20 protein-coding genes are annotated in these 20,910 nt (G+C 67.9%); 11 read left to right on the top strand and 9 right to left on the bottom strand.

Translation table 11 applies throughout. From position 1 onward, the window contains the following. Positions 1–6: 6 nt before the first annotated feature. From G3O06_RS11030 to G3O06_RS11010, 5 genes are read right to left on the bottom strand one after another with little or no spacing between them, the layout of a single operon-like run. A complete protein-coding gene (locus tag G3O06_RS11030) occupies positions 7–1,074 on the bottom strand; it encodes an alpha/beta hydrolase (protein WP_205816035.1) in 1,068 nt (355 codons plus the stop codon). Between the two features lie 13 nt (positions 1,075–1,087). Continuing rightward, positions 1,088–2,746 (bottom strand): bifunctional 3-(3-hydroxy-phenyl)propionate/3-hydroxycinnamic acid hydroxylase, encoded by a 1,659-nt coding sequence (locus tag G3O06_RS11025; protein WP_205816034.1) that lies wholly within the window; start codon positions 2,744–2,746, stop codon positions 1,088–1,090. Between the two features lie 50 nt (positions 2,747–2,796). Then, positions 2,797–3,864: a maleylacetate reductase gene (locus tag G3O06_RS11020; RefSeq protein ID WP_205816033.1), complete on the bottom strand. Its 1,068-nt coding sequence runs from the start codon at positions 3,862–3,864 to the stop codon at positions 2,797–2,799. Positions 3,865–3,871: 7 nt separating this feature from the next. After that, positions 3,872–4,174 carry a Dabb family protein gene (locus G3O06_RS11015; protein ID WP_205816032.1) on the bottom strand — a complete coding sequence of 101 codons (303 nt, stop codon included), beginning with the start codon at positions 4,172–4,174 and terminating at the stop codon, positions 3,872–3,874. After that, positions 4,171–5,052, bottom strand: coding sequence for an intradiol ring-cleavage dioxygenase (locus G3O06_RS11010; protein WP_174983299.1), 882 nt, complete (start codon positions 5,050–5,052; stop codon positions 4,171–4,173). Before G3O06_RS11010 ends, G3O06_RS11015 begins: the two co-directional genes overlap by 4 nt. A 118-nt stretch (positions 5,053–5,170) precedes the next feature. On the opposite strand from G3O06_RS11010, the gene G3O06_RS11005 reads away from it, so the two are divergent. The 6 genes from G3O06_RS11005 (at position 5,171) to G3O06_RS10980 (ending at position 12,384) form a co-directional block, all read left to right on the top strand. Then, positions 5,171–6,094, top strand: coding sequence for a LysR family transcriptional regulator (locus G3O06_RS11005; RefSeq protein ID WP_205816031.1), 924 nt, complete (start codon positions 5,171–5,173; stop codon positions 6,092–6,094). Between the two features lie 162 nt (positions 6,095–6,256). Continuing rightward, positions 6,257–7,165 (top strand): transporter, encoded by a 909-nt coding sequence (locus G3O06_RS11000; RefSeq protein ID WP_205816030.1) that lies wholly within the window; start codon positions 6,257–6,259, stop codon positions 7,163–7,165. Between the two features lie 281 nt (positions 7,166–7,446). Then, entirely contained in the window at positions 7,447–9,537 is a 2,091-nt protein-coding gene (locus tag G3O06_RS10995) for a TonB-dependent receptor (protein WP_205816055.1), read from the top strand. Continuing rightward, positions 9,537–10,334, top strand: coding sequence for an ABC transporter ATP-binding protein (locus G3O06_RS10990; protein ID WP_205816056.1), 798 nt, complete (start codon positions 9,537–9,539; stop codon positions 10,332–10,334). The genes G3O06_RS10995 and G3O06_RS10990 overlap by 1 nt, the downstream gene beginning before the upstream one ends. After that, positions 10,331–11,347 carry an ABC transporter substrate-binding protein gene (locus tag G3O06_RS10985; RefSeq protein ID WP_205816029.1) on the top strand — a complete coding sequence of 339 codons (1,017 nt, stop codon included), beginning with the start codon at positions 10,331–10,333 and terminating at the stop codon, positions 11,345–11,347. Before G3O06_RS10990 ends, G3O06_RS10985 begins: the two co-directional genes overlap by 4 nt. Then, positions 11,344–12,384 (top strand): iron ABC transporter permease, encoded by a 1,041-nt coding sequence (locus G3O06_RS10980; RefSeq protein WP_205816028.1) that lies wholly within the window; start codon positions 11,344–11,346, stop codon positions 12,382–12,384. The genes G3O06_RS10985 and G3O06_RS10980 overlap by 4 nt, the downstream gene beginning before the upstream one ends. A 63-nt stretch (positions 12,385–12,447) precedes the next feature. Here G3O06_RS10980 and G3O06_RS10975 read toward each other — a convergent pair whose 3' ends face one another. Together G3O06_RS10975 and G3O06_RS10970 are read right to left on the bottom strand one after the other, a co-directional pair. After that, positions 12,448–13,824 (bottom strand): ATP-binding protein, encoded by a 1,377-nt coding sequence (locus G3O06_RS10975; protein ID WP_205816027.1) that lies wholly within the window; start codon positions 13,822–13,824, stop codon positions 12,448–12,450. Continuing rightward, positions 13,825–14,550, bottom strand: coding sequence for a response regulator (locus G3O06_RS10970; protein WP_174969428.1), 726 nt, complete (start codon positions 14,548–14,550; stop codon positions 13,825–13,827). 246 nt (positions 14,551–14,796) lie between these two features. On the opposite strand from G3O06_RS10970, the gene G3O06_RS10965 reads away from it, so the two are divergent. The 3 genes from G3O06_RS10965 to G3O06_RS10955 all read left to right on the top strand — a co-directional run bounded on the left by G3O06_RS10965 (position 14,797) and on the right by G3O06_RS10955 (position 16,653). Then, positions 14,797–15,543 carry a MipA/OmpV family protein gene (locus G3O06_RS10965; protein WP_205816026.1) on the top strand — a complete coding sequence of 249 codons (747 nt, stop codon included), beginning with the start codon at positions 14,797–14,799 and terminating at the stop codon, positions 15,541–15,543. A gap of 199 nt (positions 15,544–15,742) precedes the next feature. Beyond that, a complete protein-coding gene (locus G3O06_RS10960; RefSeq protein WP_174983311.1) occupies positions 15,743–16,072 on the top strand; it encodes a hypothetical protein in 330 nt (109 codons plus the stop codon). A gap of 92 nt (positions 16,073–16,164) precedes the next feature. Beyond that, on the top strand, positions 16,165–16,653 hold the full coding sequence (locus G3O06_RS10955) for a hypothetical protein (protein WP_205816025.1): 489 nt from the start codon (positions 16,165–16,167) through the stop codon (positions 16,651–16,653). A 31-nt stretch (positions 16,654–16,684) separates the two neighbouring features. On the opposite strand, the gene G3O06_RS10950 is transcribed toward G3O06_RS10955, so the two are convergent. Together G3O06_RS10950 and G3O06_RS10945 are read right to left on the bottom strand one after the other, a co-directional pair. Beyond that, a complete protein-coding gene (locus G3O06_RS10950) occupies positions 16,685–17,905 on the bottom strand; it encodes a transglycosylase SLT domain-containing protein (protein WP_205816024.1) in 1,221 nt (406 codons plus the stop codon). A 410-nt stretch (positions 17,906–18,315) separates the two neighbouring features. Next, a complete protein-coding gene (locus G3O06_RS10945) occupies positions 18,316–19,476 on the bottom strand; it encodes a porin (protein ID WP_205816023.1) in 1,161 nt (386 codons plus the stop codon). 567 nt (positions 19,477–20,043) lie between these two features. Here G3O06_RS10945 and G3O06_RS10940 point away from each other — a divergent pair. Beyond that, entirely contained in the window at positions 20,044–20,553 is a 510-nt protein-coding gene (locus G3O06_RS10940; protein ID WP_174969422.1) for a sigma-70 family RNA polymerase sigma factor, read from the top strand. A 3-nt stretch (positions 20,554–20,556) separates the two neighbouring features. Beyond that, a partial coding sequence (locus tag G3O06_RS10935) for a DUF4880 domain-containing protein (protein WP_205816022.1) occupies positions 20,557–20,910 on the top strand: 354 nt, incomplete at its 3' end.

Raw genomic sequence — 20,910 nt, 5'->3', positions numbered from 1 at the left:
GCGTCGTCACGCCTGCGCCAGCCGCTCGGCGAACCAGTCGCAGACGAACGCGGTTCGCTCGGATGCGTGGTTGTAGATCGTGTGCTCGCCGTCCGGCCAGACCCTGAGCGTCGCATCGCCGGATGTCGCCGCATCGAGAAACGGCTGCTGATCGTCGAGCCGGATCAGCGGGTCTTCGCCGCCGTGCAGCACCAGCAGCGGGCACGCGATGCGGTCGCGTTCGGACGAGAAGCTCATCCGCGCGAAGTTCGCCGCGACCGCATCGGGATCGTCGTTGCCGAGCATGGCCGCAGCCTGTTCGACGAAGGTGCGGAACGGCAGCAGCGTTGGCGCTGCGAGTGCGCCGTTCACGCAGCAGGCGGCGATCCGTCGGTCGCTCGCAGCGGTCGAGGCGGCCCACAACCCGCCGATGCTGTTTCCCCAGATGCCGATCGGCCCGGGCGCGCGGTCGGCGACGGCATCGACGAAGCGCCGGTACGCGGCACTCATGTCGACGTCGACGAAGATCCGCTGTTCGAGCCGCGTCTCGCCCTGGCCCGGCCCTTCGGCGAGCAGCGTGGCGAGGCCGCGTGCCGCGAGCGCGCGCGCGATCGGCCAGTACGCGAAGCCCCAGCCGCTCTGGCCGCCGAAGAGTATGACGGTGCCGCGTACGCGTTCGGCCGGCGGCCGGACCAGCCAACCGATCAGGCGCGCATCGCCGAACGGCACTTCGACGCGTTCGATGCGCTTGTCGGACCAGCGCGCGAGGCCGTGCGACGCGTCGACGAGCCGCGCATAGAGCGCGCGCTTGCGCGGCACGTCGTGGTTGAACGCCATCTGCGCAAACAGCAGGTTCGCGATGGCCATCGCCTGCGCGTCGGCGGCCGTGACCAGGTGGCCGGCGTCCGCCGCCTGCGCGGCGCGCGAGAGTTGCGCGTCCGCCAGCGCTTCGGCCGCGACGTCCCACGGTTCGCCTGTAGACGTGCGCGCGTGCAGCGCCATTGCATCGGCATAGTCCATCCCGCAGTCGAGCAAGCGCGTGACGGGCATCGCGCGTTGCAGGGACAGCGCGAACGGTGACAGTTCGGTCGTCATGCGTGTGTCTCCTTCACGATGCATGGGTGACGGCCGCCGAAGCCGCGGGCGGTTCGGTCGACGTGGCGGACCAGTGCAGTTTGTCGCGGAGGGCATCGACGAGCGTGCCGAGGTCGCGCAGGTCGGCCACCGACCCGAACACGATGAAGTCGGGCCGCGCGATATACGCACCGATCCCGTGCGCCTGCATGAACGCCTGTTGCTCGCCGTCGAGATCGACTACGGCATCCGGTGCGCCCACGTCGTCGGACAGCACGGCCACGTGACAGCCGAGCCGAGCGAGGAACGCACGCTGCGCGTCGTCGAGGTAGCGGGAAGGGTGTTCGCGCGCAACGAGCTGGAATCCCCGGCCGACCACGTCGTCGAAACGGCCCTCGGCTGCACCGCGGCGAACGCGTCCCTGCGGCGCGGGCGTGCCGGTCGCGGGCAGGCGCGTGCCGTCGGCTTCGTCGTGCACGATGCCCTGATCGATCTTCGGGAACGGCGGCATCGGCGGCATGTTGCCCGAGCGGAACGCCGCGTCGCGCTCGGCGACCTTGCGCGGATCGTCCTCGTTGACGACCTGCCCGAGAAACAGCGACATCTGCGTGATCGCGGTCACGTGCGGGCGACGCTCCGCTTCAAACGTGTCGAGCAGGTCGGCGGATGCGCGCCCGGTCAGCACCAGGTCGAGCTTCCACGCGAGGTTGATGCCGTCGCGCATGCCGGAGCACGCACCTTGTCCCATGTACGGCATCATCGTGTGCGCCGCATCGCCCGCGAGCAGCACGCGGCCGGCGCGCCAGCGCTCGGCCATGCGCGTCTCGAACGTGTAGACGACGTGGCGCAGCAGCTTCAGGTCGTCCGGGCCGTAGCCGTAGTGGTCGTTGAGCCACTTCCATCCGGCTTCTTCCGTTTCCCATTCGGCGGTCGATTCGTCTGGCAGCACGCGCAGCTCGAAACGCGTGCGCTTCGTGCCGATCGGCATGTGCATGTACGCGCGCGCCGGATCGCAGTAGATCGTCGTGCGCGCGCAGCCTTCGCCGAGATCGCGCTTGTTCTCCGAATCGAGATTGAGCCAGCGCTCGTTGTAGCCGAAATCGGATCGTTCGATGCCGAGCGTGCGGCGGACGAAGCTGTTCGCGCCGTCGGCGCCGATCACGTAGCGGGCGCGAATGGCGCGCGGTTTGCCGGTCCATTGCGCGTCCTGGCTGCCGCGTGACGGATGCGCGGTCAGTGTCACGCCGTCGTCGTCCTGCAGCAGCGTGTCGACTTCCCAGCCGCGCAGGATCATCACGTTCTTGAAGGTACTGGCGCGCGCGTCGATCGCGTCCTCGATGTCGGGCTGGTAGATCGAGATGTGCGCGGGATAGCCGCATGCGCGGCCGGTCCAGTTCAGTTCGAGCAGCAGGTCGCCGTTCGCATCGCGGTAGTGGTAGGTGTCGACGGCCTTCGCGTGGCGCAGCGCGTGATCAACGTCGGCGCTGGCCTGTACGATGCGCGCGGTTTCGCCGTCGATGTGCGTGAGGCGCGGCAGGCCGTAGGGCGTCGGCCAGCGTTCGAGGACGATCACGCGATGGCCGGCGCGGCCCAGCATCGATGCGGCGACGAGACCGGTCGGGCCGTAGCCGACGATGGCGACGTCACAGTGTTCGACGGTGCTGTCGCCGTGCGCGCTCGATTCGGTATTCATGCGGGGTGTCTCCATGACGGTGTCGTTTGTTGGTGTGTCGTGTATTCGGATCAGCGCGCGGTCGAGCCGGGCAGGTTGCCGTCGAAGGCGTCCTGCAGCAGCGCGCGCAGGCCGTCGCGTTCGATCGGGCGCGGGTTCCAGTACGGATTGGCGGCCGCGAGATCGGCTGCGCGATCGAGGTCGGCTTCCTGCATGCCGATCGCTTTCAACGAAACCGGCGCGCCGTTGTCGAGCGCCAGGGCGTAGAGGCCGCGCGCGGCGTCGTTCGTGCCGATCGCGCGGGCGATCCGCTGCATCGCGTCCGGCGCGTGCGCGGCGTTGTACGCGAGCGCATGCGGCAGCACGACCGTGTGGGTCGGCGCGTGCGGCAGGTTGAAGCTGCCGCCGAGCGTGTGACAGAGCTTGTGGTGCAGCGCCATGCCGACGTTGCCGAGCACCATCCCGCATAGCCACGCGCCATAGAGCGCGTCGCTGCGTGCGCCGAGATCGGCGGGGTCACGCCGTACGCCGGGCAGGCCGCGTGCGAGCGCGCGAATGCCTTCTTCGGCAACGAGGCTCATCACCGGATTCGCGTTGTTCGCGTAGAGACCCTCTGCCGCGTGCGCGATCGCATTGAGGCCGCTCGTCACGGACAGCTCGACGGGGAGCGTGACGGTGAGCGCGGGATCGTAGAGCACCGTCTTCGGCAATACGCGCGCATCGGAGCCCGTGCGCTTGATGCCGCCTTCGGTCAGGCCGTAGATCGGCGTCATTTCGCTGCCGGCGTACGTCGTCGGTATCGCGAGGATCGGCAGGCTGCTTTCGAGCGCAATCGCCTTGCCGAGGCCGATCGTCGAGCCGCCGCCGATCGCGATCGCGCAATCCGCGTCGCACGACCTGGCGAACGCCTGCGCATCGCGGGCGATTTCGATCGGCACGTGCATCGTCGCGCGATCGTAGAGTCCGGCCGCGCGCGCACCGAGCCGCTCGACGATGCGTTGCGCGAGATCGCGCTGCTCCGGCGTGCAGAGCACGATCGCGCGTTGCGCGCCCAGTTCCAGCACTTCGCGTTCGAGATGCTCGAGGCTGCCCGCGCCGAAGATCACGCGTGCGGGGCGTGCCTGGTAGATGAAGTTCATGGCGTCGTTACTCCGTTGCGTAGTCGACCTGGTGGCGCGCGATGCGCAGGCCCGTCAGTGCGTCGCGTACGCGAGCGTGTTCAGGATGCGTTGCATATCCGTCGAGTGCTTCGCGCGACTCGAATTCCGCAACGAGAATCAGGTCGCATGCGTAATCGGCCGCGCTGAAATCCGCGCCGACCTCGAGGTGCGTCATGCCCGGAATCCGGCCGCGCAGGCTTTCGAAGGCGGTCTTGACGGTGGTGCGTGCGATCGCGCGCTCGGGTTCGGTCGCGCCTGCGACGTTCCACATCACGACGTGGCGGATCATGCGGCGCGCTCCGCGGGATTGAGCACGAAGTCGTAATCGAGCGTGTAGAACGGCGTGTCCATGCGCGATCCGTCCGGCGCGATACCGGGCGCGTGCCGGACCCAGTCGGCGACGAGGGTCGACCGTACGCCGAACACCGCATCGGAGTCGAGATAGCGGTCGCCGTCGCGGAACACGTGCGTGATCAGCGTTTCGTAGCCGCGCGCCTCGATCATGAAGTGCAGGTGCGCGGGGCGCCACGGATGACGGCCGAGCGCGTCGAGCATCGCGCCGACGGGGCCGTCGTGCGGAATCGGATACGGCTCGGCAAGGATCGAGCGGAACGCGTAGCGGCCGTCGGCGCCGGTGCGCAGCCGGCCGCGCGCGCGGTGCGTGACCGAGCCGTCGTCGGCCGGTAGCTGCACGTCGTAGTGGCCGTCCTCGTCGGCTTGCCAGACTTCCAGCGATGCGTGCGCGATCGGCATGCCGTCGATGCCGCGCACGTGGCCCGACACGAAGCAGGGCTCGCCGCATGCGCCGTTCGCGATGTCGTCGAACATCCCGAAGTCGTGGCTGCCTTCGACGTAGAACGGGCCGAATACGGTCGCCTCCGTGCAGCCGGCCGGCTTCGCATGGTTCTGCGCGGTGACGAGGGTCGACAGCCCGAGCACGTCGGACAGCAGGATGAATTCCTGGCGCTTGTCGTCGGTGATGTGGCCGACGGCGGTCAGGAAGCCGATCGCGGTTTGCCATTCGGCCTCGGTGAGCCGGGTCTCCCGCGCAAACGAATGCAGGTGCTGGACGAGACTGGTCATGACCGTGCGCAACCGCTCGTCGCGACAGCCGGCGAGCGACGCGATCACGGCCTGCGTGATGGTGTCTTCGTTGAGATTGCGCATTGGGGTTGTCTCCTGATGTCGTTGGACGGCGCGTTGACGTAACATTAATTCCTCCTTGGATCGTAAAAAAGATGGTTTGGAGGAGTTTTGTTCTCCGCCAGGTGGAAGAATCGGACGCATGGACAAGTGGACGCAGATCGAATTTTTCGTGCAGGTCGCCGAGCTGGGCAGCCTGTCGAAGGCCGCCGAGCGGCTCGGGATGTCGAGCGCGGCGGCGAGCCGCTGCCTGAACGCGCTGGAGGAACGGCTGGGGGCGCGGCTCGTCGAGCGCACCACGCGGCGCCTGTGGCTGACCGATGCCGGGCACGAGTACCACCGGCGCTGCGTCGCGATCCTGATGGAACTGTCGGAGGCCGACGCGGCGGTCAACGAAGCGAGCGTCAATCCGGCCGGCACGTTGCGCGTGACCGCGTCGGTATCGTTCGCGTCGATCTATATCGCACCCGCATTGCCGGAGTTTCACCGGCGCTACCCGAACCTGAACGTGCAGATCATCGCCGCGAACCGCTATCCGGATTTCATCGAGGCCGGCATCGACGTGGCGATCCGCACCCGCGAACATGAAGCGGATTCGGGCATCACCGTGCGCAAGCTCGCCGAGACGCGGCGCGTGCTGGCCGCGTCGCCCGGTTATCTGGCGAAGCACGGCGCACCGGTGACGCCCGATGCGCTGTGCGACCATCGGCTGCTGGTCTACAACCTCGCAAACGATCCATACGTCCTGCACTTCCGCCACGGCGCGAAGAAGCAGTCGGTCACGATCAAGAGCGTGCTCGATGCGAACGAAGGGCAGGTGATCCGCGCCGCGGCGCTTGCCGGGCTCGGCATCCTGATCCAGCCGCTCTACATCATCCACGACGACATCGTCGCGGGGAAGCTGGTGCCGGTGCTCACAGACTGGCAGCTGCCGGCGCTCACCGTCAACATCGCGTACCAGAGCCGCCGCCACCAGCCGGCGAAGATCCGCGTGTTCACCGAGTTCCTGATCGAGCGGTTCGAACGCCTCGGGCTCGCGCGCAAGTGGAAGGAGGTGGGCCGCTGAGCGCAGGCCGGCGCTGCGCCGTCGCGCATTTCTCCGTGTGACGGAGAACTGTTCTCCCGAACGTCGTCTTTTTCGCCGCTGTCGTGCGCTTTACATTGCGTCTCCCCGGGCCTGCGATGCCCGGCTCGCGATTACACGATAACAATCCGGTCTGGAGACGACATGAATTTCGCAATGCGACGGGTGCCGTTGGCACTCCTGATCGCCGGGGCCATTCAGGTTCCGGCGTCGGCCACGGAGAACGGGCAGATCAGCTATCCGTTCGGCGTCAATACGGTGCTGAACGGGATGCTTCCGCCGCCCGGCAACACGCAGTACTTCAACTACGCGCTGTACTCGGCATCGAACCGGTTTGCCGGGCCGGATGGCGGCAGCGCGGTGCCGGGGTTCCATCTGAGCGTCGTCGCGGAAACGCCGCGCGTGGTTCACACCTGGGGCGCGACCTTCGGGCCGTTTTCGCTGTCGAGCAGCGCGATCGTACCGATCGTGCACCTGCATCTGTCGACGCCGGGCGGTACCGGAAACCGCACGTCGCTCGGCGACGTGATCCTCGAGCCGCTCATGATCAACTACGCGAACGCATCGAAGACTTTCTTCGCATTCTTCTCGCCGTCGTTCGCGGTGCCAACCGGCGCGTATGCGGCGAACCGGATCGCAAACACAGGGCTGAACACGTATGCGTTCCTGCCGTATGTCAGCACGACCTGGTTTCCGGGCCGCGACTGGGAGATCTCGACGACCACGCTGCTGGAGCTGAATTCGCCGAACCATGCGACGCGTTACCGCTCGGGGGCAGTCGCCGTGCTCGACTACCTGGTCGGCTATTCGATTGACCGGCGCGTGCAACTCGGCGTGCAGGGCACGTTCCTGAAGCAGTTCGCCGACGATACGCAGGACGGCGTCAAGGTCGCGTCGGACGGCTTTCGCGGGCAGTCGGTCGCGATCGGCCCGCAACTGCGTTACATGTGGGGGCCGGCGTCGGGTGTGGTCGTGAAATACCAGCACGAGTTCGCGGTGCGCAACCGGCCGCAGGGTGACAAGCTTTGGGTGCAGTTCAGTTTCCCGTTGTAGACGCGGCGTACGGCCCCGGTCGCGCACCCCGGCCGGGGCAACCTGACAAAATCCTGACTAATCAAGGTGATATATTGTATCATCGGATGTTTGCGCCACCGGCGGCGCCGGGCTGCCCGGCACGGCCGCGTGCGGCGCCACCATCCGAAGATCGATACGACGTGACGAAAACCAGACACACCCCGGCGCGCGGGGAGCGGCATCACGCCGCGTCGCGCCGGAACGCAGGCACCTGGCGCGTGCGCGCGGCACGCGGCTGCACGGCCCTGCTGGGTTACGCGATGGCGACCTCCGGCGCGTTGGCCGCCGAAGCGGCCGCACCCGCACCGGATGAGCGCCATGCGCTGCCGGCGATCAACGTCAGCGCGCAATCCGCGCCGGCTGACCCGCTGACGCAACCGCTCGAAACGGGCTCGCGGCTCGGGCTCGCGAGCCTCGACACACCCGCGAGCGTCGAGACGGTCACGGCCGACACGATCGACGCGCGCGGCGATCGCACGGTGCTCGACGCGGTGACGCGCACCGCGGGTTTCTCGAGCGCGATGGCGCCCGGCACGGGCGGCACCGCATTGAGCGTGCGCGGCTTCAGCGGGCAGGAATCGGTGATGACGTTGCTCGACGGCGTGCGGCTGATGCCGGCCGCCGGCACGATCACGTTCCCGTTCGATACGTGGTCGGTCGAACGCATCGAGGTGCTGCGCGGCCCGGCATCGGTGCTGTACGGCGAAGGGGCGATCGGCGGTGTCGTGAACGTGGTGCCGAAGCGGCCGCAGCGCACGCGCGAGACGACGCTGCAGGTCGGTGTCGGCCCCGACGGCGCGAAGCGCGCCGCGTTCGATACGACGGGTGCGCTTGGCTCGCAGCTGTCGTATCGCTTCTATGCGAGCGATGCGCGCGCGAAGGGTCTCGCCGAGCGGGCCGATACGCATACGACGGCTGTCGGCGGCGCGTTGAAATTCGACGTGAGCCCGAAGCTCACGCTGACGCTCGACTTCGACTACGGCCGCCAGATGCCGGCGACCTACTATGGCGTGCCGGCACCGAACGGCGTGCTCGATCCGTCGCTGCGCAAACTCAATTACAACGTCGCCGATGCGACGATGTCCTACTACGACCAGTGGACGCGCCTGTCGGCCAGCTACCGGCCGGCCGCCGGCGTGACGATCGACAACCAACTCTACTACCTGACGTCGAACCGCCACTGGCGCAATGCCGAATCGTATGCGCTCGACGCCGCGACGGGTCTCGTCACGCGCGGCGATTATCTCGACATCGGCCACCACCAGCGGCAGATCGGCGATCGGCTGAGCGCACGCTTCGACGGCACGCTGTTCGGCCGCGCGAACCGTTTCGTCGTCGGCACGGAGTTCAGCCAGATCACCTTCAGCGGTACCAACAATTCCCCGTACGGCGGCGAATCGACGGTGCCCGCGCACGGCTTCGATCCCGGCGTGTTCACGAGCCCCGACCCGACGGTGCCGCAGTTCAGCACGCGCGCGCGGCAGGCCGCGGTGTTCGCCGAGAACCGGCTCGAAGTGCTGCCGCGGCTCGCGTGGGTGAGCGGCCTGCGCTACGACCACATCGCGTTCAGCCGCGAGCAGGCCGCGACCGGCGCGGGCTTCGACAAGCGCTTCGCGAACGTCGGCTGGCGCACGGGATTCGTGTTCGAAGTCGCGCCGACGCTCAGCGCGTATGCGCAGTACACGACGGGCGCGGAGGGGCTCGGCTCGCTCGTGACGCTGTCCGCGTCGCAGGCGAACTACCGGCTCGCGACCGGCGAGCAGTGGGAAGCCGGCGTCAAGCAGACGCTGCTCGACGGCCGCGCATACTGGACCCTCGCCGTGTACGACATCACGAAGCGCAACCTGCTCAGCACCGATCCGCTCAATCCCGCGCTGCGCCAGCAGGTCGGCCGGCAATCGTCGCGCGGCATCGAGCTGACGGGCGGCGCGCGGCTGCCGCACGGCTGGACGATCGATGCGAACGTCGCGCTGCTGCGCGCGCGTTACGACGAGTTCAACCAGAAGGTCGGCAGCACGACGGTGTCGCGCACCGGCAATGCACCGGCCAACGTGCCGCAGCAGACGGCGAACCTGTGGCTCGGCTGGGCGTTTGCCGAGCGCTGGCAGGCGAATGCGGGCGTGCGTTACGTCGGCGCGACGTACGGCGACGACGCGAACCGCGTGCAGGTGCCGTCGTACACGGTGTTCGATGCGTCGCTGCGCTGGCAGCCGACGTCGCGCACCGAGCTCGCGTTGTACCTGCGCAATCTCGCGAACCGTACGTATGCGGTGACGACGTCGAACGGCGGCGAGCAATGGCTGCTCGGCCCGTCGCGCTCGGCGGAGCTCGTCGCGACGATGCGCTTCTAATGCGGCGCGGCGAGCCTCCGGTGACGCACATGCTCGACATCGAACGCGTGAGCTGGTCTCCCGGCGGCGCGATCGCCGTGCTCGATTCGGTCACGCTGAGCGTGGCCGAAGGCGAGTTCGTCGGGCTGGTCGGCCCGAACGGCAGCGGCAAGACGAGTCTGCTGCGCTGCGTGTTCCGTTACGCGCGGCCCGATGCGGGCCGTGTCGCGCTCGATGCGGAGGATGTATGGCGCATGCGGCCGCGCGCGGTCGCGCAGCGCATCGCGGTGCTGCAGCAGGAGACGCCGGATGATTTCGGGCTGACGGTCGACGAACTGGTCGGCATGGGGCGCACGCCGCACAAGCGGCCGTTCGATGCGGAGACGGCGGACGATCGCCGGATCGTCGAATCCGCACTGCACGACGTCGGCCTCGTCGAGCGCCGTGCGCAACGCTTCGCGTCGCTGTCGGGCGGCGAGAAGCAGCGTGCGCTGCTGGCCCGCGCGCTCGTGCAGCAGCCTGAACTGCTGCTGCTCGACGAACCGACCAACCATCTCGACCTGCGCCATCAGCTCGAACTGCTCGCGCGCGTGCGGCGCCTCGGCATCGCGACGCTCGCCACGATTCACGACCTCAATCTCGCGGCCGCCTATTGCGACCGGCTCCACGTGCTCGCGCACGGCAGAATCGTCGCATCGGGCACGCCGGCCGACGTGCTGACCGAAGCGCTGCTGCGCGACGTGTTCGGCGTCGTCGCGCTCGTCGATCGCCATCCCGTCACAGGCCGCCCGCGCATTACGCCGCTTCATCCGGAATGACCGCCATGCCGTTTCCCGTCTTGTCCTTCGCTTTGCCGTCCGCGTTGCCATCCATATCCCGCCGGCTGGTTGCCGCGACCGTGCTCGGCTGCGCGGCCGCTCACGCGGGGGCCTATCCCGTTACCGTGCGCAGTTGCGATCGCGACGTGACGTTCGAGCGCGCGCCGACGCGTGCCGTGAGCAACGACGTGAACCTGACCGAGATGATGCTCGTGCTCGGCCTGAAGGACCGGCTCGTCGGCTACACCGGCATCGGCGGCTGGAAGACGGGCACCGCGCGCGTGCGCGACGCGTTGCGCGGCGTGCCCGAACTGGCGAGCCAGTATCCGTCGCTCGAGGTGCTGGCGGCCGCGCGCGCCGACTTCTATCTCGCGGGCTGGAACTACGGGATGCATGTCGGCGGCGCGGTGACGCCCGCGACGCTCGCGCCGTTCGGCATCCGTACGTACGAACTGACCGAATCGTGCTCGCACGTGATGAAGCAGGCGGCCGCGTCGTTCGACGACGTGTTCCGCGACCTGAACAATCTCGGCCGGATCTTCGGCGTCGACGCGCGCGCCGCGCAGGTCGTCGCGGCGATGCGCACGCGTCTCGCGGCGGTGTCGCGTGCGATCGGGCATCCGGAGCCGCTGCGCGTGTTCGTCTACGACAGCGGCACCGACAAGCCGATGACGGCCGGCGGGCTCGCGATGCCGACCGCGCTGCTGGCGGCGGCCGGGGCGCGCAACGTGATGGCCGACCTGCCGCGCAGCTGGACGCAGGTGAGCTGGGAAAGCGTGGTCGCGCGCGATCCGCAGGTGATCGTGATCGTCGACTATTCGGCCGTGACGGCTGCGCAGAAGCAGCAGTTCCTGCAGAGCCAGCCGTCGCTCGCGCGCGTGGCGGCGATCCGTGACCGGCGCTTCATCGTGATTCCATACGACGCGGCGACGCCGGGCCCCGAGAACGTCGTGGCGGTCGAGACGCTGGCGCGCGCGCTGTATCCGGCCGCGTTCGCGGGGCCGGCGCGATGAGCGTGCACGTGCGTGGGTCGCGGCCCGGCATGCGCACGGTGCTGCCGGTGCTGGCGCTGCTGCTGATCGTGTCGATCGTCGCGTCGGCCGCGTTCGGGCCGGCGCCGATCGCGATGCCGGCTGCGGTGCGGATCGTCGCCACGCACATCGTGTCGGCGTTCGGCGAGGGCGGTGCGTTCGCGGCGGGGGCGGGCGACGACAGCATCGTGTGGCTGATCCGGATGCCGCGCGCACTGCTGGCCGCGATCGTCGGCGCGACGCTGGCAGCGGTCGGCGTGGCGCTGCAGGCCGCGACCGCGAACCGCCTGGCCGATCCGCACCTGCTCGGCGTGAGCGCGGGCGCAATGCTCGGCGCCGTTGCGGTTACGGTGATGGCCGGCGCGGCATTCGGCCCGTTCACGCTGTCGGCCGCCGCGTTCGCGGGCGCGCTCGCGGCAACCGCCTGCGTCGTCGCGCTCGCTTACCGGCGCGGCCGGCTCGAATCGGACCGGCTGCTGCTCGCGGGCGTATCGGTGTCGTTCATGATGGCCGCGTTCGGCAACCTGCTGCTGTATCTCGGCGATCAGCGCGCCGCGTCGTCGGTGCTGTTCTGGATGCTCGGCGGCGTCGGGCTCGCGCGCTGGGATCTGCTGCCGGTGCCGGCCGTGTGCGCGGTGCTCGCCGGTGGCGCGTTGTACGCGCGCCGGCGCGAACTGAATGCGTTGATGTCGGGCGATGTCGCCGCGGCGTCGCTCGGTGTGCCGAGCGCGCGGATGCGGCGCGAGGTGTTCGTCGTCGCGTCGTTCGCGACGGGCGCGATGGTGGCGGTGAGCGGGGCGATCGGCTTCGTCGGGCTCGTGACGCCGCATTTGTGCCGCCGCGTCGTCGGCGCCGAGCACGGCAGGCTGCTGCCGGTGGCCGCGCTGACGGGCGCGATCCTGCTCGTATGGGCCGATGTGGCCGCCCGCACGCTCGCGGCACCGGAGGATCTGCCGATCGGGATCGTGACCGCGATGTTCGGCAGCCTGTTCTTCGTCGCGCTGCTGCGCCGCCGCTGAGCAGCGCGCAGGCATCGGCGGCAGACGGTCAGGAGAGGGGGGCCGGAAAGCCTGCCGCGCGCGTCATTGCCGCGGGATGGCCATGCCGGTGCTGCCGCCGAACGCGTCGGCGTGCGCGTGGGTATTCGTCACGTCGAACAGGTTGTCCGGCAGCGTTCGCGCGGGCAGCGTGATCACGAAGCGCGCGCCGCCGAGCGGCGAATCCTCGAGGCGCACGTCGCCGCCATGCACCTGCGCGACGCGCCGCACGATCGCGAGCCCGAGCCCGAAGCCGCCGGTCTGCCGGTCGCGGCTGGAGTCGAGCCGCTGGAACGGTTCGAACACGCGGGCGCGCTCGGCGGCCGGAATGCCGGGGCCATCGTCGTCGACGCTCAGCACGAGCGCGCCGGACGCGTCGCCCTCGGCGGCGAGCAGCACCGTGCGCGATGCGTAGCGTGCGCCGTTGCGGATCAGGTTCAGCAACGCGCGGGCGACCAGCTTCGGGTCGCACACGTGGGCCGCGGGTGCACCGAGCGTCGACACGTCGAGCGTGATGCCGCGATCGGCGATGTCGTTCGCGACGTTGCCGGCGACACTGTCGATCAGCGCATCGACGACGACTTCCATCGGTGCGAGCTGGCTCGCGCCCTGTTCGAGCCGGCCGATCGTCAGCAGCTCGGTGACGAGCTCGTCGAGTTCGCGCACGTCGCGCCGCAGCGCGTCGCGGCGTTCGCGCATCCGTCCCGTTTCGTCAGGCTCCGCGAGCAGCGCGAGCCCGAATTCGAGCCGCGCGAGCGGCGTCTTCAGTTCGTGCGAGATGCCGTGCATCATTTCGCGCTGCTGCTTGATCGACGCCTCGATGCGCTCGGCCATGTCGTTGAACTGCTGCGACAACTCGTAGATGTTCGACTTGCCGGACAGCTTCACGCGCGTCGACAGCGTACCGGCGCCGAATGCGTGTGCGGCTTCCTGCAGCCTGCGCAGGTCGCGCCAGTGATAATGAATCCACAGCACCACCGCGAACAGCGTGCTGAGCGCGAGCAGCAGGTATGCATAGATCTTGATGTCGAGATCGGAGGCTTCGATCGGCCGCGCATGCAGGACCGTACCGTCCGCGAGCGGCATGTAGTAATCCTTGCCGTTATAGCTGATCGCGATCCGGCCGGCATCGAGATCACGCAGCGGCACGCCGCTCAATTGCGCTCGGGCTGCGGCCATCGACAGGAAGCCGAATCCTTCGTTGCCGTGTTTCGCGAGCTCGCGTAGCGCGAGTTCGCGCTGCCCGCCCGGATGGCGCTCGAGGTAGTCGTTGAGCACGAACGCATAGGTGGTCAACGAGTCGCGCTGCGCCTGCGCGCTGCGGTCGTAGAAGATCCGGTCGAACGACAGCTGGATGAACAGGATCGACGAGGCGACGAACAGGATTACGACGAGGTACAGCCTGATCAACGGGCGCAGCATTTATTCGTCCCACGCAGAAGGGCTGAACAGGTAGCCGCGGCCCCAGATCGTCTTGATCTTGTGCGGCTCCGACGATGCATCCTCGAAGCGGCGTCGCAGCTTCGAGATGCCGGAATCGACCGAGCGGTCGAGTCCGTCGAACTCGATCCCGCGCAGCTGCTTGAGGATGTCGTCGCGGCTCAGCACGGTGCCGGCCGCGCGCGCGAGGATCAGCAGCAGGTTGAATTCGGCGGTCTTCAGGTCGACCGGTTCACCGCGCCACGTGACGGTGCGGTTCGGCGGCGAGATCGCCAGTTCGCCGAACACGAGCGCTTCGGGCGCGGCCACGGGCGCTTCGACGGCGGCCGGCTGCGCACGGCGCAGCAGCGCACGGGCGCGGGCGACCAGTACGCGCGGCTCGATCGGCTTCGTCACGTAGTCGTCGGCGCCCGTCTCGAGGCCCGCGACCTGGTCGTAGACGTCCAGGCGCGCGGTCAGGATCAGCACGGGGACGTTGGTGAACGCGCGGATACGCCGGCAGACTTCCATCCCGTCGAGGTTCGGCAGCATCAGGTCGAGTATCACGAGGGCCGGCTGGTGCTCACGCACCGCCGCGACAGCGAGGTCGCCGCGTCGCACGACCGTCACCGCAAATTCATAGCCATCGAGGTATTCGCGGACGAGCTGCGCCAAGCGGTCGTCGTCCTCGATCAGCAGTACGCGGTATTTGAGCGGATCTTCGTTCATGGTCTCCTCAGGATGCACGCGCCATCTCACGCCCGGGCAAGCCGGTGTGCGGCGCGGCACGCGAATTCTATCCGGCGCACCGAAGGCCGGGGAAGCGGGACGACAATCTCGAACAATCGAACACAATTGAGCACAGATTCTCCGAAGATTCAGGACAGTCTCGGCAGAGGGCGGCACCTAGACTGCGGGCTCCGTCACTTTTCTCTCAATATTGTGCGCCCAATACTCCGCCGCTACCGCTATTGCATGCCGCTCGCCGGCCTGACCCTCGCCGCCGCCGCCCACGCGGAAAACCAGTATTCGCTGTCGCTGGGTGGCGGTTTCGCGCCGCGCTACCAGGGCAGCAACCAGTATCGCGGTGTCGTTGCGCCGGGGTTTTCTGCGAAGTTCGGCAACGGCTTCTTCATCGACAGCACCCAGGGTGCCGGCTACCGGATGGATTTGCCGCACGGCGCGTTCGTGTCGGCAGCCGTGAGCTACGACGTCGGCCGCACCGACCGGAACCGCGTCGACATGCCGGGCTCCGACTACCTGAAGGGCATGGGCAGGATTCCCGGCTCGGTGCTGGTCGGCGTGCGCGCGGGCGTGACGCTGTTCAACGCGGCGGAACTGAGTGTCACGATCGATAGCCCCGTGACGCACACGTCGCGCGGCGTATCGGGACACATGGATCTCGCGGTGCCCGTGTTCAAGGCCGCGCAGCACGAGATCATCGTGACGGGCACCGTGCATGCGGGCTCGGGGCGCTACACCCAGACGTTCTACGGCGTGACCGATGCGCAGTCGATGACGAGCTGGTTCCGGCCGTATTCCACGAGCGGCGGGATCGACAGCGCGTCGATGGCGGTCGCGTGGAACTGGACCCTGTCGCAGCACTGGTCGGTACTCGCGACCGGCGGCGTGACGCGGCTGCTCGGCCGCTACGGCGACAGCCCGATCGTCCAGTCGCGCAGCAACTACTACGCCATTGCGGGCGCGACCTACAAGTTCTGACCGGATCGTCGCGGCATGCACGTGCCGTCACGCCGCGCAGCGTGCGGTAACATGCAGGCGGCTTCGGCGGCAGGCCGAATCCGCGGCTAGGGGCACGCGGAATCGGCGTGACCCGTGCGAGCGGAACCGATCATGCATGCATCGCCCGGTCGGCCGGGAACGCCGCCCAGGTTCCGCCGGGTGCAACAGGGAGAATCCGATGAAGAAGACGATCGCGATGATGATGGCGCTGGTTGCGGGCGCAACGTTTGCGGGATGCACGGACATGAAGACGAGGAATGCGACCGCAGGCGGCATGGTGATGAATGGCGAGCCGGCACGCACGCCGCAGGCCTGCAAGGCGGACGCGGGGCCGGACGACGCGCTGGTCGGCAAGGCCGAAGCCGATGCGGCGGCGCAACTGGACGGCTGCCTGTGGCGCGTGCTCGAGCGCGACGGCAAGTCATTGCCGGGCACGATGGATTACCGGGAGGAACGCCGCAATCTCGGCATTCGCGACGGCAAGGTGATCTGGGTGCGGCGCGGGTGAGGGGTGGTGCCGGTGGCGTGCCCACGGGTACGCGAGCGCGTGGCGTCGGCATGCATGTCGTGCCCGGCATTGCCGCGGTCGAGAGATTGTCGATGGTGCCCCGGGCAGCGGCCCGAGTGCTGACACTGGCGGCGCTGGGCGTGCTCGGTGTGCTGGCTGGATGCGAACGACATGACGGCGCAGCATCGGCAGCGCCTCGCACCGTTTGCGTCACCGGCTATAACGAGTACACCCGCAAGCTTCACGAGTTCTGGCTCGACAACGAACGCAAGTCGGGATGCTTCGGCAATCCGTCCGCGCGGGAAGCCGGCGAAGCCTTCGGCGGTGGCGGTGGGTTCGCCTGCGGCTGCAAGGTCACACCGGGGCAAACGGTGAAGCTCGCGTGGGTGTTCGCGCAACCGCTGGACGAGATCCAGCGTGGCGTCCAGGCGGAGCACAAGACGATCGACGTGGCGATTCCGCAGCCGGAATCGTCGACGTCGCGCTATCTGCGCGTGTATTTCAGGAAGAACGGCACGGCCGAACTGCAATGGGTGGACGACATGAACGCACCCGAACTGCCGCCGACCGTCGAGCAATGATCGCCGCGCGACGTGTGCGATCGGCGGTACGCTACTTCGAGATGTACCACAGCGCATCCGCGCTGGCGCGCGACGGCTGAACGGCCGCAGCCGGCACTTGGGCCGGCGTGGGCGGCGGCGTGTTCGACGTGATGGCCGTCGGCAGCGTGGCCGGAATGTTCGCGGTCGACGGCGAAGCCGCCGTGGTTCCCGACGTCGAAGGCGTATTCACATACCACAGCGCATCGGCCGACGCAGTGCGTTTCGCCGGCGTTGCCGCCGGACTGGCTGCCGTATTCGTCGCCGTATTCGCCGACTTTTTCGAGCCTGCAGCCGCCGCCGCTGCCGTGCCCCCCGTCCCGGCCTGCGCCGTCATGCCGGCGCCATTGCCCGCGCTACGCTGCGCGCGTGCCTCGAACGGTCCGAGCTGGAAGATTAACGTTTGCGCGGGACGCGTCAGGACGGCATACGGAAACTGCAGCTCCCACGACATCAGCACGCGCCCGGACGACGTCTCGGTGAAGATCGCCGGCACGTGCTTCATGTCGCTGAACTGCACGTAGATCCGCGCGCCGTCGTCGAAGACCTGGGTCGGCTTCGCCTGGTCCGCACCCGTGACCGTCCATCCGAAGTTGTACGAGCCGGCCGGGCCGGCGGGGCCGCCCTGCGGCGGAGGCGGCGGGGCCGACGAAATCGTGCGCGGACGCGTGACCTGCTGCGCGGCGGGCGCGCTCAGGCTCGCGAACGGGTTGTACGCCTGGGCCTGCTGCGGCGGCGTAAAGGACGGTGGAAGGATAGGCATGGGAGTATCCGGCGAATCCGGCATGGTCCGGATTGCATCATAGACCTTGCGCGCATACGCGAGGCGCTTGTCGGGCGAGGCGGAGTTGTACGCGCCGATCGCGTTCCAGTTGGGGCCGAGCTGGCGGATGTTCTGCGACAGGATCCACGCGCCGACATACGCGTTCGTACATGCATCGAACAGGCTTTCCCGCGTGATGCCTTCGCGCGCGAGCGTCGGCAGCCACGTGCTGTTGATCTGCATCAGGCCGATGTCGACCGTGCCATTCGTATTGGTGTTGACGGCGCTCGGATTCATGCCCGACTCGACCTGCGCGATGCCGCGCATCAGGCTGACGCTCACGTGCTGGAACGTGGCCGCGTCGTCGAGGCAATCGGCCTGCGCGACACCGTGCAGCGCGCACGACATCGCAATCGTCGAGGCGATTTTCAGCGTTTCTCGGCTGATCGAACGGGTTGTCTGACGCGGCATGGCAGGATGGGGCGGAATCCGGCCGCCCGGTGCAAGGAAATTACGCAGACGCGAAGTGTGCCATAGCGAGCACGCAAATGGCTCGCGTCAAACTTTCCTTTGCATTTGCCCGTGCGTTCGCCACGCATTTTTATCGCGTCCGATCACACGATGCGGCGAAGCATTATCGGTAAAAATGGCCGGATTTTCGCGCAAATGCAGGGGCAGTGGAGGCGCCGGAATACTGACGCATCGCGTCATTCGCTTGGGGAAATCGGTGCTGAATCAAACCGGATGGAAATCGCGCGGCAGTCGATATCCGGGTTGAAAAGGGCGATGAAAAGGCGATCCGGAAACCTCGGCGGCCGAAGCCGCCGTATCGGTGAATGCGGATTCGGCCGGTCGCGCGGTGCGCAGCCGGCCGTTTTGCATCAGAAGCGGTGACGCAGGCCGAGGTTGACCATCGTCTGCGAGCTCGTGCCCGCGTAGCCGTACGAACCGATCGACGCCTGCGCGGCCATCGAGCCGCCCTTGCCGTCTCCGGTCTGGCCGCTTGCGTGCTGGTACGCGGCGGTCAGGTAGACGTCGGTGCGCTTCGACAGGTTGTAGTCCGCGCCGGCCGATACCTGGTGATAGGTGGCCGACGTGTCGCCGCCCGAGCGTGTGTAGCTGTAGCCGACGCCGACCAGCAGCGCATTGGTCGCCTGGTAGTTCACGAAGCCTTGCCCCGTGTTGTAGTGCTCGTTCGAGCCGAACACCGAGCTTCCATCGCGGCGGTACTGCGCGTTGCTGTAGCCGACGCCGAACGTGAACGGGCCGGCCACGTACTGGCCCGCGATGCGCGCGATGCCGATCGAATGCGCGCTCGCATAGCCGCTGTTGACCGGGCCGTCGAACGTGCCGTCCGACGAGCTGGTCCAGCCGCTGCGCTGGGTGTTCGACGCGGGGCTGTTGGTCGTATGGAAGTAGCCGCCCGCGACGCTGAACGGCCCGTTGTTGTACGACACGGCGGCCGAATACGAATTCGCGGCGCCCGTGCTGCCGGCAATGCCGCCGAACGAGTACATCGCCGAGAACTGCAGGCCCGAATAGACGGCCGACGTGTACTTCACCGCGTTGTCGACGCGGAAGCTGTTGTCGTAGTTGTCGACGTCGCCAGCCGTCGCGAACACGCTGCCGAGATAGTTGTCGGCGGTGATGCCCTGCACGAGGTCGATGAGCGGATCGTACTGCCGGCCGAACGTGAGCGTGCCGTAGCGGTCGCTCGTCAGGCCGACGAACGCCTGCCGGCCGAACATGCGGCCGCCCTGGCCCATCCGGCCGTTGCTCGGGTCGAAGCCGTTCTCGAGCTGGAACAGCGCCTTCAGCCCGCCGCCGAGATCCTCGGTGCCTTTCACGCCCCAGCGGCTACCGGCCAGGTTGCCCGCGCTGCTGTTGCCGAGCATCCACGCGTTGTCCTTGCCCTGCGCATGGTTCACGTAGGTGATCGACGTGTCGATCACGCCATACAGCGTGACGCTCGACTGCGCATGCGCGACGGGTATCGCCGCGAATGATGCGATGGAAATCAGTGAGAGGGTCGTGCGTTTCATGTCATCTCCTTGCGCATTGGCTTGTGTTCGTGATCCGGAATGGCAGGAGACTACCGAGCCCGATTAAAACGGCAAAAATGAAATTCTCTTTTGTGGCCTGACGCAGACAGGGATGTCCTCCGATCGCCGCAATTGAGGGATCTGAATTGTTGAAAATTGCGTATCAATTGATTGTCATTTCGCGATTTCGCCATTGCGGCTTGCATATCTCGCGATAATTTCGGGCGATTCCGGGAGGAATCAAGGCGGCCGGGATATTGTTATCGATCCGTCAAATAGTTATTTAATGAATCGAATTGGCCGGGGTGTAATGAATGTGTTATCGGCGCGCCGCGCGTGCCTGGCGGTGTCGTCACGCATCGGCCACCCATTCCTGTTTCATGATCACTGTGTGCGGGGAACGCGGAGCGTGTGCCGCGCCAGGGCGTGACCGCCATCGGTGCGCCGCCCGCCGGAGCGCGGCAGCGGCCACCGCGCACCGGAACCTCGGTCGCCGGTTCGGTTTTGTATATAATAATCATTCTCATTTACAGAATTGTTGACGCCTGCGCACCCCGGAACCCGGCCATGTCTGCTGACAAGCTGTCTCTCCATCGAGAAATCGACGCCCTCTACACCGGCCACCACGCGTGGCTGCGCGGCTGGTTGAGCCGGAAGCTCGGCTGCGCGCACCGCGCGGCCGATCTCGCGCACGACACGTTCATGCGCCTGCTCGCGCGCGACGAGCCGATCGGCGCCGACGAGCCGCGCGCGTTCCTGACGACGGTCGCGCAGCGCGTGCTGAGCAACCACTGGCGGCGCGAGCAGATCGAGCGCGCGTATCTCGATGCGCTCGCGCAGCGTCCCGAAGCGTATGCGTCGTCGCCGGAGGAGCGGGCCGTCGTGATCGAGACGCTGCTCGAAATCGACCGGCTGCTCGACGGCCTGCCGCTCGCGGCGAAGCGGGCGTTCCTGCTCGCGCAGCTCGACGGGCTCACGCAGGCCGAGATCGCGCGCGAACTCGGCGTGTCGCTTGCAACGGTGAAACGCTATCTCGTGAAGGCCGGCACGCAGTGCTTCTTCGCGATGGCGGCCTGACCGATGGCCACCCCGGGAGCGCCGGCGGTGCCGCCGCAGGTTGCGCGGCGCGCGGTCGAATGGTGGGTCGACCGGCAGGCCGGCCGTACCGATGAAGCGTTCGACGCCGCGCTCGCGCGCTGGCGCGCGGAAGATCCGGTGCACGACGCGGCATGGCGCCATATCGAAACGATGCAGCGCAGGTTCGGCGGGATGGCGGCCGGGCTTGACCCGCAAGCCGCGCACGCGGCGCTGCTGCCGCCCCGTGCGGGGCGCCGCCGGGCGGCCGTGAAGGCGCTGGCCGTGCTGCTGTTCGCGGGCGGCGCCGCATGGATGGCCGAGCCCGCGCGGCGCGCGGCGATCTGGCCGGCGGACCTA

This window comes from Burkholderia sp. Ac-20345 (genome assembly GCF_017104825.1).
Classification (GTDB): domain Bacteria; phylum Pseudomonadota; class Gammaproteobacteria; order Burkholderiales; family Burkholderiaceae; genus Burkholderia; species Burkholderia lata_B.
The sequence above is the reverse complement of the archived record's forward strand: the minus strand, read 5'-3'. Positions and strand labels throughout refer to the sequence as shown.

Bases quoted from the DNA above. Each gene is read 5' to 3' on its own strand.
- G3O06_RS11010 (WP_174983299.1), bottom strand. From the start codon at position 5,052: ATGCGCAATCTCAACGAAGACACCATCACGCAGGCCGTGATCGCGTCG.
- G3O06_RS11025 (WP_205816034.1), bottom strand. From the start codon at position 2,746: ATGAATACCGAATCGAGCGCGCACGGCGACAGCACCGTCGAACACTGT.
- G3O06_RS10990 (WP_205816056.1), top strand. From the start codon at position 9,537: ATGCGGCGCGGCGAGCCTCCGGTGACGCACATGCTCGACATCGAACGC.
- G3O06_RS11020 (WP_205816033.1), bottom strand. From the start codon at position 3,864: ATGAACTTCATCTACCAGGCACGCCCCGCACGCGTGATCTTCGGCGCG.
- G3O06_RS10975 (WP_205816027.1), bottom strand. From the start codon at position 13,824: ATGCTGCGCCCGTTGATCAGGCTGTACCTCGTCGTAATCCTGTTCGTC.
- G3O06_RS11000 (WP_205816030.1), top strand. From the start codon at position 6,257: ATGAATTTCGCAATGCGACGGGTGCCGTTGGCACTCCTGATCGCCGGG.
- G3O06_RS10940 (WP_174969422.1), top strand. From the start codon at position 20,044: ATGTCTGCTGACAAGCTGTCTCTCCATCGAGAAATCGACGCCCTCTAC.
- G3O06_RS10965 (WP_205816026.1), top strand. From the start codon at position 14,797: ATGCCGCTCGCCGGCCTGACCCTCGCCGCCGCCGCCCACGCGGAAAAC.
- G3O06_RS10995 (WP_205816055.1), top strand. From the start codon at position 7,447: ATGGCGACCTCCGGCGCGTTGGCCGCCGAAGCGGCCGCACCCGCACCG.
- G3O06_RS11015 (WP_205816032.1), bottom strand. From the start codon at position 4,174: ATGATCCGCCACGTCGTGATGTGGAACGTCGCAGGCGCGACCGAACCC.
- G3O06_RS10950 (WP_205816024.1), bottom strand. From the start codon at position 17,905: ATGCCGCGTCAGACAACCCGTTCGATCAGCCGAGAAACGCTGAAAATC.
- G3O06_RS10985 (WP_205816029.1), top strand. From the start codon at position 10,331: ATGACCGCCATGCCGTTTCCCGTCTTGTCCTTCGCTTTGCCGTCCGCG.
- G3O06_RS10980 (WP_205816028.1), top strand. From the start codon at position 11,344: ATGAGCGTGCACGTGCGTGGGTCGCGGCCCGGCATGCGCACGGTGCTG.
- G3O06_RS10970 (WP_174969428.1), bottom strand. From the start codon at position 14,550: ATGAACGAAGATCCGCTCAAATACCGCGTACTGCTGATCGAGGACGAC.
- G3O06_RS10955 (WP_205816025.1), top strand. From the start codon at position 16,165: ATGGTGCCCCGGGCAGCGGCCCGAGTGCTGACACTGGCGGCGCTGGGC.
- G3O06_RS11030 (WP_205816035.1), bottom strand. From the start codon at position 1,074: ATGACGACCGAACTGTCACCGTTCGCGCTGTCCCTGCAACGCGCGATG.
- G3O06_RS11005 (WP_205816031.1), top strand. From the start codon at position 5,171: ATGGACAAGTGGACGCAGATCGAATTTTTCGTGCAGGTCGCCGAGCTG.
- G3O06_RS10960 (WP_174983311.1), top strand. From the start codon at position 15,743: ATGAAGAAGACGATCGCGATGATGATGGCGCTGGTTGCGGGCGCAACG.
- G3O06_RS10945 (WP_205816023.1), bottom strand. From the start codon at position 19,476: ATGAAACGCACGACCCTCTCACTGATTTCCATCGCATCATTCGCGGCG.